The sequence below is a fragment of the Tepidisphaeraceae bacterium genome, from assembly GCA_035998445.1.
In the GTDB taxonomy this organism is placed as follows: domain Bacteria; phylum Planctomycetota; class Phycisphaerae; order Tepidisphaerales; family Tepidisphaeraceae; genus DASYHQ01.
The window spans coordinates 1-14955 of the sequence record DASYHQ010000026.1; the positions used below are offsets into that span (position 1 = coordinate 1).

9 protein-coding genes and 1 pseudogene are annotated in these 14955 nt (G+C 62.2%); 1 reads left to right on the plus strand and 9 read right to left on the minus strand.

Annotated elements, in window-relative coordinates; translation table 11 throughout:
* Positions 1–180: hypothetical protein (locus VGN72_10945; protein HEV7299873.1), on the plus strand; the 180-nt coding region annotated here is incomplete at its 5' end.
* A gap of 23 nt (positions 181–203) precedes the next feature.
* On the opposite strand, the gene VGN72_10950 is transcribed toward VGN72_10945, so the two are convergent.
* The 9 genes and pseudogenes from VGN72_10950 to VGN72_10990 all read right to left on the minus strand — a co-directional run bounded on the left by VGN72_10950 (position 204) and on the right by VGN72_10990 (position 14760).
* Positions 204–926 (minus strand): hypothetical protein, encoded by a 723-nt coding sequence (locus tag VGN72_10950; protein ID HEV7299874.1) that lies wholly within the window; start codon positions 924–926, stop codon positions 204–206.
* Between the two features lie 79 nt (positions 927–1005).
* Complete coding sequence (locus VGN72_10955; protein ID HEV7299875.1) at positions 1006–1212, minus strand: hypothetical protein; 207 nt, start codon at positions 1210–1212, stop codon at positions 1006–1008.
* Positions 1209–1652 carry a hypothetical protein gene (locus tag VGN72_10960; GenBank protein HEV7299876.1) on the minus strand — a complete coding sequence of 148 codons (444 nt, stop codon included), beginning with the start codon at positions 1650–1652 and terminating at the stop codon, positions 1209–1211. The genes VGN72_10955 and VGN72_10960 overlap by 4 nt, the downstream gene beginning before the upstream one ends.
* A 165-nt stretch (positions 1653–1817) precedes the next feature.
* Positions 1818–6248, minus strand: coding sequence for a DNA-directed RNA polymerase subunit beta' (locus VGN72_10965; protein ID HEV7299877.1), 4431 nt, complete (start codon positions 6246–6248; stop codon positions 1818–1820).
* Positions 6249–6330: 82 nt separating this feature from the next.
* Entirely contained in the window at positions 6331–6624 is a 294-nt protein-coding gene (locus tag VGN72_10970) for a hypothetical protein (GenBank protein HEV7299878.1), read from the minus strand.
* Positions 6614–6862, minus strand: a pseudogene (locus VGN72_10975) (BrnT family toxin). Before VGN72_10975 ends, VGN72_10970 begins: the two are co-directional and overlap by 11 nt.
* 230 nt (positions 6863–7092) lie before the next feature.
* On the minus strand, positions 7093–10863 hold the full coding sequence (gene rpoB / locus VGN72_10980; GenBank protein HEV7299879.1) for a DNA-directed RNA polymerase subunit beta: 3771 nt from the start codon (positions 10861–10863) through the stop codon (positions 7093–7095).
* 553 nt (positions 10864–11416) lie between these two features.
* Positions 11417–14089, minus strand: a complete 2673-nt coding sequence (locus VGN72_10985; protein HEV7299880.1) for a family 16 glycoside hydrolase — start codon at positions 14087–14089, stop codon at positions 11417–11419.
* Complete coding sequence (locus VGN72_10990; protein ID HEV7299881.1) at positions 14089–14760, minus strand: DUF6797 domain-containing protein; 672 nt, start codon at positions 14758–14760, stop codon at positions 14089–14091. The genes VGN72_10985 and VGN72_10990 overlap by 1 nt, the downstream gene beginning before the upstream one ends.
* Between the last annotated feature and the right edge of the window lie 195 nt (positions 14761–14955).

Here is a 14955-nt window from a genome sequence, read left to right on the forward strand (position 1 = left end):
GTGAGCATGCTCAAGCGGAACCTGGGCCCATTCGTCGCCGCCCGAACCGACCGCACCCGCTCGGCCGACGTAATGCTCCGCGTGCTGACCCACAATCTGGCCTTGCTGATGCGCTTACTCAGAGAGCTTTTCTACGGAGCCGGACATCTCTCAAATTCCCATTTGAGTGAGGTCCCCTGATCTATTCCCCCTTCTCCGCCCCCTCACTTGCCGGCGTCTTGAGCTGGTGGCGGTACAAGGACCGCACAGCCGGCCCAGCCAGCGACGGCAGTTTGGGGGATCTCAAGGACGTCCTCGGCCTTGGCCTCACGGCTGAAAATTGAAAGCGTCGAACCCTTTCCGTCATTGTAGCCGAACCGGCCCCCCCTGATCGGCTTCCAGCCCTTTAGTTCAGGTATTTTCGCGCCGGACCCAATCGCAATATACACATCGCCCGCCTGCTTCACGGTAATTTTTATGCTGGCCGGCTGACCTCCTGCCGTCTGCGTATAAGACCAGCCCTCAAAGGCTGCGGGGATGTCGCTCCATACATAGTTACGATTCGAGAACGCCTTCGAATTATTGGTGAACGGTGCTAGTTTGAAGCCCGCGCCCTCGACTGCAATTGCTGCGACGCTTTCTATCACGGATTTTTGAAGCGACTTCCGCAATGCGTCCGTTTGCTCCTTCGCGACCTTCGCCGCCTGGTCGGCAGCGTTCGCCCCTTCAAGATTTCCGGCGACGATCATCTGTCGTCGAACCTCGGCAGCCGCCATGATGAAGACGTCATGTGCAGCCAGTTGACGCTTCACATAATCCACGCGCGCCGATTCTAACTCCTGATCTCGAGCCTGCGTCGCCTTGACAAGCGCCTGCGGCAACTCCGCGGCGGCTAGGGTCGTCTCTATTGGGACGAGCAACACTACGAAGAGTTGGACGTAACGCACTTTCATCATCTCCGAATTAAGGCGGACACGGAAAAGGGGATAGTTACATGTTCTCGGCCTTCCTCGAACGCCCCGCGCTTCACACTCCGCGTGCTTCTATGTCCATCTGCTTCACGAGTTCCTCAGCGCTCCACTCGGGCAGCAGCGTGTCGCGCTCGGCGGTGTAATTGAGGGCGCTTCGCTCGAACTGGTGGATGAAACGCACCGCGTTGACCCAGCCGAGCGAGCGCACTAACGCTTCAAAGCCGCGGGAACGGAGTTCGACGGGTTCGAGTAGTTGCGTCATATCGATAGCTCTCCGGCGCACGCCAGGATGGGAAGCACGCGCGTTCGAATCTTATCGCCATGACGCGTCGCGATGGCGATCAACCGATCGTCGGTCGAGGCGAAGACGTTCGCTCCGGCCGCTTCGGCTCCGGCAACGTGAAGGGCATCGAAGCTCTTCCAGCCCAAGGCCATCAGTTCGCCGATCCGGTCTTGGAACGTCTGCGGTTCATTGGGCCGCCAGAGGGGGACGGCCGTCAACCATTGCTCGACGCGCACGGCTCGCTCGCGCACCGGGTTGAGCCGGTTCTCCAATGCGAGCGCCGTCGACCGCACGAACTGCACGTCATCGCCTTCCATCGCGAGCAGGCCGAGGACGGCCTCGGTCTCCAGCCGGATGCGCGGCTGAGACTGATCGTCGAACGGCCGCTTGAGGCAACACATGTCCAGATAGATGAGCATGGCCTACGGCATCTTAACCGCGATGGCCCCTCCCGTCGCCCCATTGCCTGTCGTGCGAGCTTCCAGTGCCCACGAAAAGACCCCGGTAACTTACGCCACCGGGGTCTCGTCTTTCGCTCACGTTAACTCGATCTCACTGCATCGTCCCGAATAACCGGGGCGAGGTTAGCTGCCCGCCTGGGGGCTGAGGTCGAGGTTCATGATGTCTTCCTCGCGGGGGCCGCGGGCGACAGGTTCCTGTTCGATCAAGGCCGGCGGCTCGGCCAGGTGCTTGATCTGCAGGTTCAGGTGCGGCTGGAAGGCGGTGCCGGCCGGGATCAGGTGACCCAGGATGACGTTCTCCTTCAAACCGACCAGCGTGTCGACGGCGCCGGCCAGGGCGGCCTCCGTCAGCACCTTCGTCGTTTCCTGGAAGCTGGCGGCGCTGATGAACGACTCGCTCTGCAGCGAGGCCTTGGTGATGCCCAGCAGCAGCGTCTTGCCGCGGGCAGGACGCGGACGCTTGGTCTTGGCCGGTTCCTTGCCGGCGGCCTCAAGGCCTTCGTTGGCGTCCTTCAGCTCGGCCTTCAGGATGACGTCGTGCTCGTTGTAGTCGCTGTCGCCTTTCTCGACGACCTTCAGGCTCTGGGCGACGGCCTCGTTGGCGGTGCGGAAGCGGAACTTGTCCACGACCTCGCCGGGGAGGAACTTGGTGTCGCCCGGATCCTCGACCTTCGTCTTGCGCAGCATCTGGTTCAGGATGGTCTCAATGTGCTTGTCATTGATCTTCACGCCCTGGCTGCGATAGACGTTCTGCACCTCGGTGAGCAGGTACTGGTACAGCGCCTCCTCGCCCTTAATGCGGAGGATGTCGTGCGGGATGATCGGCCCGCGGATGAGCGGGTCGCCGGCCTCCACGTAGTCGCCGGCGTGAACCTGAAGTTCGCGGTCCTGCGGGACGTGGTGTTCCTTTTCCATGCCCGTCTCGTTGCGGATCATGACGGTCATCTTGCCGCGACGGCGATCCGAACGCAGTTCGACCAGACCGCTGATCTCGGCGAGCACGGCGGGATCCTTCGGCTTGCGGGCCTCGAAGATCTCCGTGACGCGGGGCAGACCGCCGGTGATGTCCATCGTGCCGGCCGATTCCTTCGGCTGACGGGCCAGGAGCTGACCGGCCTCGATGCGCTGGCCGTTGCCCACTTCGATACGTGCCTTGGCGGGCAGGTAGTGGAAGTCGAGGATCTTGCCGTCGTTGCCCTCGATCGTGATGCGCGGGTGGCGTTCACCCTTGTGTTCGATCACGACCAGCTTGGCCCCGCCGCCACCCTCGCTACCGGCGCCCTTGCGCTCTTCCTCGAGGCGGGCGGTCTCGCCTTCCTCGATGTCCTCGTAGCGGACGATACCGGCCTTCTCGGCCAGAATCGGCGTGATGTGCGGATCCCAGACCACCAGCTGCTGGCGGGCCTTCACCTTCTCGCCATCGGCGGCCATGACGGTGGCACCGTACGGCACCTTGAACTTCTCGATCTCGCGCCCCTTGGCGTCCAGGATCGCGATTTCACCGTTGCGCTTCAGCGCGACCATCTTCTTGTGACCTTCGGCGTCGTTGATCGGCACCGCGTTGATGTCGCGATGCTGAACCGTACCGCCGGCGATCGTCTTGATGTCGTTCTCGATCAGCGAACCGGTCGCGACGCCACCGGTGTGGAACGTACGCATGGTCAGCTGGGTGCCGGGCTCACCGATCGACTGGGCGGCGATGATGCCGACGGCGAGGCCTTCCTCGACCGAACGGTTCGTCGACATGTCGATGCCGTAGCACCGGGCGCAGATGCCGCGCGGGCTCTCGCACGTGAGCGGGCTGCGCACGCGGATCGTCTCCAGCTTCAGCTCCTTCAGCTGGTCGGCGATCTCGTTGGTGATGATCTCGTTCTCGTGGACGATCGTGTCGTCGGAGATCGGGTTGCGGATGGTGTCGCGGGCCGTGCGGCCGACGATCATGTCCTTCAACTCCACCTCGACGGTCTCGCCCTTATAGATGGTGCTCTTCGTCACGCCGTTGAGCGTGTTGCAGTCCACCTCGTTGACGATCACGTTCTGCGCCACGTCGGCCAGCTTGCGGGTCAGGTAACCCGAATCGGCCGTCTTCAAGGCGGTGTCGGCCAGACCCTTACGGGCACCGTGGGTAGAGCTGAAGTATTCCAGCACGCTCAGGCCTTCGCGGAAGTTGGCCTTGATGGGCGTCTCGATGATCTCGCCCGAGGGCTTGGCCATCAGACCGCGCATGCCACCCAACTGCCGCATCTGGTCGACCGAACCACGGGCCTTGGAGGTGGCCATCATGTTGATCGGGTTCAGGTACTTGGGCATCTTGATCTTCTGCGCATCCTCGAACGAGATCGGCTTGCCGTTGGCATCGCGGTAATCGTTCTCGAGGGCCTTCATCAGGTCGTCGGTGACCTGCTTGCGGGCGTGGCCCCACAGGTCGATCAGTTGCGCGTAACGCTCCTGATCGGTGATGGCGCCCATGCGGTAGTTCTTCTCGATCTTGTCGGCCTTCTTCTGGCCCTCTTCCAGGATCGTCGCCTTGCTGTCGGGCGTGCGGATGTCGGTGATGCCGAACGACAGGGCAGCCAGCGTCGAACGCTTGAAGCCGAGCGACTTCATGTCGTCCAGCAGCTTGATGGTCGCGGGACGACCGAGCACCTCGTAGGTGTCGGCGATCACGCGGCTCTGGCCACCGCTGGGCAGCGCGAAGTTGTAGTACGGCATTTCCAGCGGCAGGATGTCGTTGAACATCACGCGGCCGACGGTGGTCATGATGACCTTGCCGTCGAAGTTCGCGGGCATCTCGCGGGCAACGTAGTCGGGGTTCTTACGCTTGCGCTGGATCTCCAGCGCCTTCCACGACTCGCTGGCGAGCGAGACCGGACCGCCGCTCTTCTCGGTCGGCACGACCTGGGTGCGACCGGTGAGGCGCACGAAAATGTTCGTGTGCATCGCGATCTTCTTCAGGTCGTAGGCCAGCAGCGCTTCCTGCTCGCTCTGGAACATCATGTACTCACCGCGGTCGCCATCGCGGGCCACGGTCATGTAGTAGATGCCGAGCACGATGTCCTGCGACGGCGAGATGATCGGGCTGCCGTTGGCGGGCGAGAAGATGTTGTTCGGGGCCAACATCAGCACGTGCGTTTCCGTCTGCGCCTCGATCGAGAGCGGCAGGTGGACGGCCATCTGGTCACCGTCGAAGTCGGCGTTGAATCCCTTACACACCAAGGGGTGAATCTTGATGGCGTTGCCTTCGACCAGCACCGGCTCGAACGCCTGAATGCCCATTCTGTGCAGCGTCGGGGCGCGGTTGAGCATGACCGGGTGCTGGTAGATGCACTCTTCCAGGATGTCCCAGACCTCGGGATCGCGGCGCTCGAGCATCTTCTTGGCCGACTTGATCGTGTCGGCCAGGCCGTGCTCCTTCAGCCGGCGGATGATGAACGGCTGGTAGAGTTCCAGCGCGATCTTCTTGGGCAGGCCGCACTGGTGCAGCTTCAGTTCCGGGCCGACCACGATGACCGAACGGGCCGAGTAGTCGACGCGCTTGCCGAGCAGGTTCTCGCGGAAGCGACCCTGCTTGCCCTTGATCATGTCCGTCAGCGACTTCAGCGGACGGTTGGACGAACCGAGCACTGGACGACGGCAGCGGCCGTTGTCGAACAGCGCATCGACCGCCTGCTGCAGCATGCGCTTTTCGTTGCGAATGATGACTTCGGGCGCGTTCAGGTCGACCAGCTTCTTCAACCGGTTGTTGCGGTTGATGATGCGGCGGTACAAATCGTTCAGATCGCTCGTGGCGAAGTTGCCGCTTTCCAGCAGCACCAGCGGGCGCAGGTCGGGCGGGATCACGGGGATCACGTCCATGACCATCCACTCGCTCTTGTTCTCGGAGCCACGGATGGCCTCGATCATCTTCAGGCGCTTGGTGAGGTCCTTGATCTTCTGCTTGCTGTTGGTCTTCTCGATCTCGCCGCGCACCTTCACCGCTTCGGTGTTCAGGTCGATCATGCCCAGAAGCTTCTTGATCGCTTCAGCGCCCATGTCGGCGCCGAAGTTGTCGCCGTACTTCTCGTACGCGCCGCGATACTCGTCCTCGGTCAGCAGCTGCTTCTTCTTCAGCGGGCTCTTGCCGGGATCGGTGACGACGTAGTCCTGGAAGTAGACGATCTTCTCGATGTCGCTGGTCTTCATGTCCAGCAGCGCGCCGAGGCGGCTGGGAAGGGCCTTGAAGAACCAGATGTGGACGATGGGGGCGGCCAGGTTGATGTGCCCCATGCGCTTGCGGCGCACGCGGCTGTGGGTCACCTTCACGCCGCAACGGTCGCAGATGATGCCCTTGTACTTGGTGCCCTTGTACTTGCCGCACGAGCATTCCCAGTCCCGCTCGGGCCCGAAGATGCGCTCGCAGAACAAGCCGTCTTTCTCGGCGCGGTACGTGCGGTAGTTGATGGTCTCGGGCTTCTTCACCTCGCCAAAGGACCACGAACGAATATCGTTCGGGCTCGCGAGTTGAATGCGAACGGAACCGTAGTCGTTGACACGATCGTATACGGATTCAGCCATGATCGTTCTCTTTTCTCTGGTCAGGCCGGCAACCCAATTGCGGGTTTCCGACGGGGTCAAATTTACGTTCGTCACCGAGAGCTTACGCGGACCGTTTGCGTTTGCTCCCGGTAGCGCTCTTAGCAATTCGCAGGAACGCCTTTAGCAGGTCATTCAGGGCTTGGTCGTCCGGAAAGGCCTTTCGGACTTCCGGCTCCAACTTGGCGTTCTTCGACGCCGCGATCTTTCGTTGGTGCGATCGGATTTCTTCTTTCGTCGGTTTGGCAAACAGGTTGCCACCCGCACGTTTCACCGGCACGAAGTGTGACGTATCGTCAGGCAGGTCGTACGCCATTTCCTCGGGCGTGAACGTCACCTTGCGCACGCTATGCTTCACCGGTGTAACGGCCTTCCTCTGCGCGATTCGCTCTGCGAGCAGTGATGATGCGGATCGTTTCATTGCGTTCCGTGTAGGCGACAGAAATCAGTCGCCATTTGCTTGAGATTCCGATCAACAACCAACGATCTTCATGCCTTGAGTGCGCCGCGTCGTACTCCACCTTGCGATGCAAGTCATCGAACGCACTCTCGGCTTCGGCGAACGACACGCGATGCTTCCGCAGGTTCGCGGCTGCCTTGTCGTCGTCCCCACTCGAACTTCAGGCCTTTCAAGCCTGCTCCTCTTTCGTTTCAGGCACCGACTTGGAGTCGGTGATTGGTTTTACTTCAAAGCCGCGGCGTGATCGGGTCCGAAATTTTCGAACCGCATCAATAGCGAGTAACACCAGCAGCGAGGGAACTATAACTAGGCCTATGAAGAACAAGCTCCAAACGAATAGTTCGTTCCGGTGATACTCCGCCTCGGTCACATCAGATCCTCATCCTGGCCTTCCATCGCGCCCTTCTTCTTCTCGAGCTGGATGTTCAGGCCAAGGCCGCGGATTTCGTTACAGAGCACGTCGAAGGAAACGGGGGTTCCGGCCTCGAGCGTGTTGACGCCCTTAACCATGCTCTCGTAGATCTTCGTGCGGCCCTCGACGTCGTCCGACTTCACGGTCAGCAGTTCCTGCAGCACGTACGACGCGCCGTAGGCTTCCAGACCCCAGACTTCCATCTCACCGAAGCGCTGGCCACCCGTGCGGGCCTTGCCGCCCAGCGGCTGCTGGGTGATGAGGCTGTACGGGCCCGTGGCGCGGGCGTGGATCTTGTCGTCGACCAAGTGGTGGAGCTTCATCATATAGATGTAGCCAACCGTGGTCCGCTGCTCGAACGGCTCGCCGGTGCGACCGTCGCGGAGCTGCGCCTTGCCGCCGTAGGGCATGATGACGTCCAGCTCGCGATTGGGCATGACCTCGCGGTTCTTCTTGCGGTTCTCGCGGCGTTCCTTGACGGTCTTGTTGGCCTCTTCGACCGCTGCGTGGATCTCGTCCTCGGTGCCACCATCGAAGACGGGGGTGATGGCCTGGAAGCCCAGGACCGCCGCCGCCCAACCGAGGTGGGTTTCGAGGATCTGACCGACGTTCATGCGCGACGGCACGCCCAGCGGGTTCAGCAGGATGTCGACCGGCGTGCCGTCCTCCATGAACGGCATGTCTTCCTCAGGCACGATGCGGGCGATAACGCCCTTGTTCCCGTGGCGGCCGGCCATCTTGTCACCGACGCTCAGGGCGCGCTTGGTGGCGACGTAGACCTTCACCATTTCGAGCACGCCCGACGGCAGTTCGTCGCCGCGCTTCATGTGCTCCATGCGGCGGACCTTTTCCTTGCGGACGGCCTCGACGCGGGGCCAGAACCGACCGTAGGTGTTGACGGCCTGCTCCTTCGCTTCCTTCGTGCCCTTGATCCAGTCGGTCGCGAAGGTCTCGATCTGTTCCAGCACGACCTCGGCATTTTCCGACGCGCCCACCTTCTGGCGGGTGTTCGGGTCGATGATCTGCTGGCCGGTGACCTCGTTGATCTCGCTGACCATCTGCTTGAAGATCTCGATGGCGCGGGCGTCCATCTCCTTCTCGTACCGGTCGATTTCCTTCTTCAGCTGCTTCTTCTGGTCGTCGGTCATGTGCATGCGGCGGCTGAACCGCTGCGTGCCGATGACGACGCCTTCCTCACCGGCGGGCATTTCCAGCGAGTCGTTCTTCACGTCCTCACCGGCCCGGCCGAAGATCGCATGCAGCAGCTTCTCTTCGGGCGTCAGCTCGCTCTTGCTCTTGGGGGCAATCTTGCCGACCAGGATCGCGCCCGGCCCGACGCGCGTTCCCACGCGCACGATGCCCAACTCGTCCAGGTTGGCCAAGGCCCGCTCGCTGACGTTCGGAATGTCGCGGGTGAACTCTTCACGGCCCAGCTTGGTCTCGCGAATTTCGACGTCGTACTCCTCGATGTGGATCGAGGTGAAGATGTCCTCCTTCACGAGGCGCTGGTTGATGACGATGGCGTCTTCGAAGTTGTAGCCGTCGAACGTCATGAACGCGACGAGCACGTTGCGGCCCAGGGCCAGTTCACCCTGATGCACGGCAGCGCCGTCGGCGATGATCTGGCCACGCTTCACGCGCTGGCCCTTCTTGATGATCGGCTTCTGGTTCTGGCACGTGCGCTCGTTCAGACCGACGAACTTACGCAGCACGTACTCGTCGGCGTTGTCGACCAGGATGCGGGTGGCGTCGACGTACGTCACCGTGCCGGCGCGCTCAGCGCGAACCACCATGCCGCTGTTCTGCGCCACCGGACGCTCCAGGCCCGTGCCCACGACCGGCGGATCGGTCCGCAGGAGCGGCACCGCCTGGCGCTGCATGTTCGAACCCATCAACGCACGGTTGGCGTCGTCGTGTTCCAGAAACGGAATGAGTGCCGCCGAGACGGAGACCGTCTGGCGCGGGCTGATGTCGACGTACTGAATTTCCTTGCTGGCGACGGTCGCCAGGTCGCCCTGCACGCGGGCGAGCACGAGGCCCTTCTTGATCGCGCCGTCCTTCTCGACGGCGTCGGGCGGGGCCAGGATGCCCTTCATTTCCTCGTCGGCACGCAGGTACTTGTGCTTGCCGTTGACGTGGCCGTTCTCCACGACGCGGTACGGCGTGATGAGGAAGCCGTACTCGTCCAGGTCGGCGTAGATCGACAGTGAGGCGATCAGACCGATGTTGGTGCCTTCCGGCGTCTCGATCGGGCAGATGCGGCCGTAGTGCGAAATGTGCACGTCGCGCACTTCGAAGCCCGCACGCTTGCGGTTCAAACCACCAGGCCCAAGGGCCGACAGGCGGCGTTCGTGCGTGAGCTGGCTGAGCGGGTTCGTCTGGTCGACGACCTGCGACAGTTCGCCACGACCGAAGAAGAAGTCGATCGAGCTGCTGATGCTCTTGCTGTTGACCAGTTCGGCAATGCGGCCGAGCTCGTTCGGGTCCTTCAGGCTCATTCGCTCTTGGACGGTGCGCTTCAGCTTGAGGAAGCCCTTGCGCATTTCCTCGGCGGCCAACTCGTCGATCGTGCGCAGCCGGCGATTGCCGAGGTGGTCGATATCGTCGATGTAGCCCTCGCCGCTACGAAGCTTGAACATGTACTTCAGGCTGTTGACGAGGTCTTCGGCGCGAAGCGTCATTTCCGTTTCCGGCACGTTCTGGTCGAACTTGCGGTTAATGCGGAAGCGACCGACGCGACCCAGGCGGTAGCGGTTCTCGTCGTAGAACTTCTCGTTGAACAGCGTCTTGGCCTTCTCCAACTGCGGCGGGTTGCCGGGACGCAGGCGGGCGTAGATGCGCATCAGCGCGTCTTCGTGGCTCGTGCTGGTGTCTTCGGCGATCGTGTTCAGGATCAGCGGGTCGCTGACCTTCATGACCACGTCGACCGTCTTCAGCGACGACGCCTGAATCTTGCCGAGCTGCTCGCCGACCTGCGCGCCGGGCTTGGTGATCTCTTCACCAGATTCGGTGTCGATGATCGCGCCGACCGCGTACGCCTCGGCCGTCAGGTTCTGCACCTTGACGGTCTCGACCGTGTAGAACTCGCGGATGATGGCTTCGGTGCTGCTGTACTTCTGGTCCAGCGCCCGCAGGAATGTGGTGGCGGGGATCTTGCTGCTCTGGTCGATGCGGACGGCCAGGGCGTCCTTCTTGGTGACCGAGCATTCGATCCACGAGCCGCGCTCGGGGATGACGCGGCACCCATGCAGCGGGCGGTCGCCTTCCTGGTGTTCGACGAGGAAGTCGACGCCGGGCGAGCGGTGCAGCTGGTTGACGATCACGCGCTCGGCGCCGTTGATGATGAACTCACCACCACCGATCATGATCGGGATCTCGCCGAGGTAGATGGAATCTTCCATCACCTCGTCCTTGTCCTTACGGGTGAAGCGCACCTGGATGCGGAACGGCATGCCGTAGGTAAGGCGCAGGGCGCGGCACTCGTCGGTGGTGTAGCGGGGTTCCGACAGGTCGTAGCTGATGTAGTCCAGCTTCAGGTTCCCATCGTAGCTCTCGATGGGGAACACCTCGCGCAGCAGGCTCTCCAGCCCCTCGTTCTTGCGCTTATCGGACGCAGATTCTTTCTGAAGAAATCTTTGATAGCTTTCGATCTGAACGTCGATGAGATTAGGGATGGGGAGCGCGTCGCCCCGCTTGGAAAAATCGCGAACTTCGCTGACTTTCATCGTTCGTCCTTAAAGTCTGAGGGAACGTTGCGTTAGTTTGCCTCGCCACCGCCGGCGACGAGCCGAATCATCGACCCGGATGAGTCGACAAAGAAAGCCGCTTCGGTCACGAAAAGCGGCTCATGTCTTGGCGGTGGGCGTCACGTTACCTGGACACCCGCCCACCACTCTCAAAGTTAAATATCGCGTGCAGTACGTTAGGGGCCTGGAAAACACCAATCAAGCGCAACGAAATAACCAAGACCCGACAGCATCCGCTGCGGGACTTGGTTCAATTGCGTGGATGGTTATTCTAGGCTAGTCAACTGACCGCGCCAACATAAACCATAAAATGTCAGTCGTCAAGTTAATGATGATTGAATAACAGGAGGGATGTAAGTCAGATCGCTTCGTGATCGGTGGACGGCATCCCACGGTGGCAGATTCCTGAAGCAGCGTCAGGCCTCATCATCCTGAGGCACTCAGAAGAATCTCTTCCACCCCACGTCACGGGGGAGGAGATCCTTCGAAGTACCTCAGGATGACGGCACCTGCTAACTCTTATCGCGAGCCTCTACTTCAACGCCCTTATCTTGATATTGCGATACGCTACCCAGTCGCCGTGATCTTGGAGGACCAGATGCCCCTCCTTCTCGCGGCCGTAGCGTTTTTGGTCCTTGAACTTGCTGCCGGCCCAAGCAGCCTCCCAATCCGGGCTGTTTAGCTCGTATTCGACTATTTTCTCGCCATTTAGCCAATGTTCGACGTGGTTCCCCTTCACCACCAGCCGAGCCCGGTTCCAGCGACCGGCGGGCCGGGTGACGTCGGTGGTTGGGGCGAACATCGCGTACGCGGAGCCCGCGGAGGTGAGCGCGTTGCGGCCATCGGGGTGGCGCTCGTTGTCCAGCACCTGCATCTCGGGACCGGTCAGGTACCCGATCGGCAGGTCTTCGCTCACCCGGTAAAAGATGCCGCTGTTACCACCTTGGCTGACCTTCCAGTCCAGCGAAAGCTCGAAGTCCTTGAACGATTCTTTCGTAATGATATCCCCCCCACCGCCTACACGAGCCAAGGCACCGTCCTCGACCGTCCACCCCGAGGGCATCGCTTCCTTTCGGTAGCCGCGCCACGCGTCGGTCGACTGACCATCGAACAGCAACCGCCAGCCCGCGGACTTTTCGGCGTCGGTGAGCTGATTGGCGGGCGGCGCCGGTGGCACCTCCATCGTGGCGTTCTTGGGGATCGCGTTCAGCGTGTACCACGCCTCGGTCACCCACAGCGTCTTGCCGGATGCCGACTTCAACTGTGGGTCGAGCCGTACGTAGACCACATGCCCCGGCTTCATCTCGGGGATGGGCAGGAACAGCGTCTTGCGGTCGGCGGAGAGGCCTATCGAGGCCAGGGCGATGTCGTCCAAGCCCACCTTTGGTCCGCCGTACTGTTCGTTAGGCACGTAGCGCCATTGCTGGACGATGAACGCATCAGGCTCAAGCATGACATCGTCGGCGACGGGTTCGGTCAGGTCGATCTGCAGGCCGTTCGTCTTCGCCCGCACCGCCAAGGGTTCAAAGGCGGTCTTGTCGTTCCACGCCAGCCGTTGCAGGCCGAAGCTCTTCTTCCCCTGCTGGCCCCAGTTACCGCTCGAGCCGATCTGACCTACGTACAGGTCACCCTTCGGCCCGATATGCAGCCGATTTACGCCTCCTTCCAGCCCCTGGGTGAACTGCAGCGCCGCCCCCTGCCACTGGCCGTCAATCTTCTCGATGAAGACGCGGTTGATGCCGCCATGCGTTACGTCACCCAACAGCACCTGCCCGGCGTACGGGCCCTGCTCCACGTAGACCGGCTCGCTCGGTGAATTGCCGATCTCGTTCTGCGGCAGCCACGCGATGGGTGGCGTCGGTGGGCGATCGGCGTTGTCGTGATCCGGGTTGATGTGCGAGTTGTAGAAATGCCCTTCCTGCACGTGCACCAGCTTCGACGACGGCAACCAGTCGCCTTGATTGTCGGCCACCAGAACTGCGCCGTCCGGTCCAAGGCCGATGCCGTTCGGCGTGCGCAGACCGGTCGCGAACATTTCCACGCTGCCGTCCATGCCGATCTTGATCGCCGTGCCACGGCCCTTCACCTGATTCGCGGTCGTCGCGCCGCCGGGATTAATCGCGACGGCGAGGTTCGCGTAGAAGTAGCCGTCCTTATAGGCCAGCCCGAACGCGAACTCGTGGAAGTTGTCGGTCACGTTCCAGTTGTTCGCCACGCTGCGGTACTCGTCGGCGACGTCGTCCTTGTTGTGGTCGATCAGCTCGGTCAGCTCTTGCTTCTGCAGCACGAACACGCGCCCGTCTACCACGCGCAGCCCGAGCGGCTCCGCCAGGCCCGCCGCGAACCGTTTCACGGTGATCTTCGACGCATCCGGTTGGTCGACATTGTCCAGGATGTACACGCCGCCCGTCGGGTCCCACGTGCAGATGACCATCCGGCCATCGGGCAGGAAGTCGATGCCACCCACCTTGGGCTCAAACCCGTCCGGCCGGGCCTGCGACAGGTTGAGCGACGGATGCACGGCATCCAGTGGCCTAGCGTCACCCGGGCGCGTCTCGCGCGTCTGCTTCGTCACGACCTTCTTCGGCCCCGGGCTGGTCACCCGCACCTCGCCCGCAGGACAGGTGAACACGGCCGGTGGGACGATCTCAAACTCCTTCGCGCCCGGCGGCTTCCACCGCAACACGAGCGCCTCGCCGCCATCCATTTCGAAGTGACGCACGACGAACGGATGCTCGCCCTTGGTCAGCTTGGTCGTGGCGGTCTTCGGGTCGGCGCTGCTGTGCAAACCGTCGTGGTTGACGACGACCTTGCCGTTAATGGCCAGCGTCGAACCGTCGTCACTGTTCAGGCGAAACGTGTACTCGCCCGGCTCGGTGATGTTGATAAACCCACTCACCTCAGTGATGAACCGCTCGGAAAGCCCGCCGAAGTCGTCGACGTTATTGAAGTTGATGTTCGGCCGCTTCACGTTGACGTTGGCGGTCTGGTTCGGCACGAGCAGCGGAATCTCACCGCTGCGTCCCTCGAACTGGTAGACGCGCATGGAGACGCCCGGCTCGCGCACCATCGACGCCTCGTTCGGCGCCGCCGAGGGAGCAGATGCGTCTTGCGCCAACGCGAGTCGAGTCGATGCCGCAGCGCTCGTCAACGCCAACGCGGCCGCGATTGTGATCTTCGTGATGCTCTGGTGGTTCATGTTCATTACTTGGCTGCCTTCAGTTCGGTAACCAGGGTGGTCGTGCCGTCGCGGTCGAACGCGAGCATGCGCTGTTCGCCGGCCGTTTCCAGTTCGGCCTGAGCGGGATTGCCGGAATCACCTGCGGCGGCCTCCGGGATCGTGACGTCACCCGCCTGCGGCAGTTGTAGCAGCAGGCGCGCGCCCTGCGGCAGTCCCTTGATGGTGAACGCTCGCTGCAAGCGAGTCGCGGGTCCATCCGACGTTGCGATCTCGGGCTGCTCCTGCACTTCAACCTTCCCGGCGTCGCCGAGGTCGACCGTGTAATTGAGGGTGACGCCACCGTCGCGTTGCGTATAGCCACGATAGGCTGGGCGGATCGGTTGCGGTCTTCCATCGCGCACGATCGACCAGCCTTGCGCGGCTTGATCGAAGTACGTCTCGCCCTGCGATTGCGGTTGAGGACCGTGGCGCGTGTCGTACACGCCGCCGGTGAACTTCACACCGCCCGACCACGCCTTCACCAGCGTGCAGGTCTGCGTGTCGTAAGCGAGCCAAAGCGGATCGGCCAGTGCGACCGTCAACATGCGCGGCTTCTTGTTCAGCACGGAGCGGAACACCCACGGGTCGCGCGGCCGGGTCGTCGGGGCCGGCGCGACTTTCGCCGCTACCGGGCCGGTGGCGGGCGTCACTGCCACAGGCGCGCCGGGCTGCGCCGGCGCCTCGACCTGGGCGACCGCTTGTCGAACGCCATTGTCGGCTGGGCCGTTACAGGCCGTGAGAAGAAAGGGTAAGACGAGATACGCTGGCCAACGATGTGTCACGCTGTAGGTCTCCGCGTCGAAGTGAGTTGATATGGCTGCGGTGCGTCTCCGGGCATCCGTGCCTGCGCC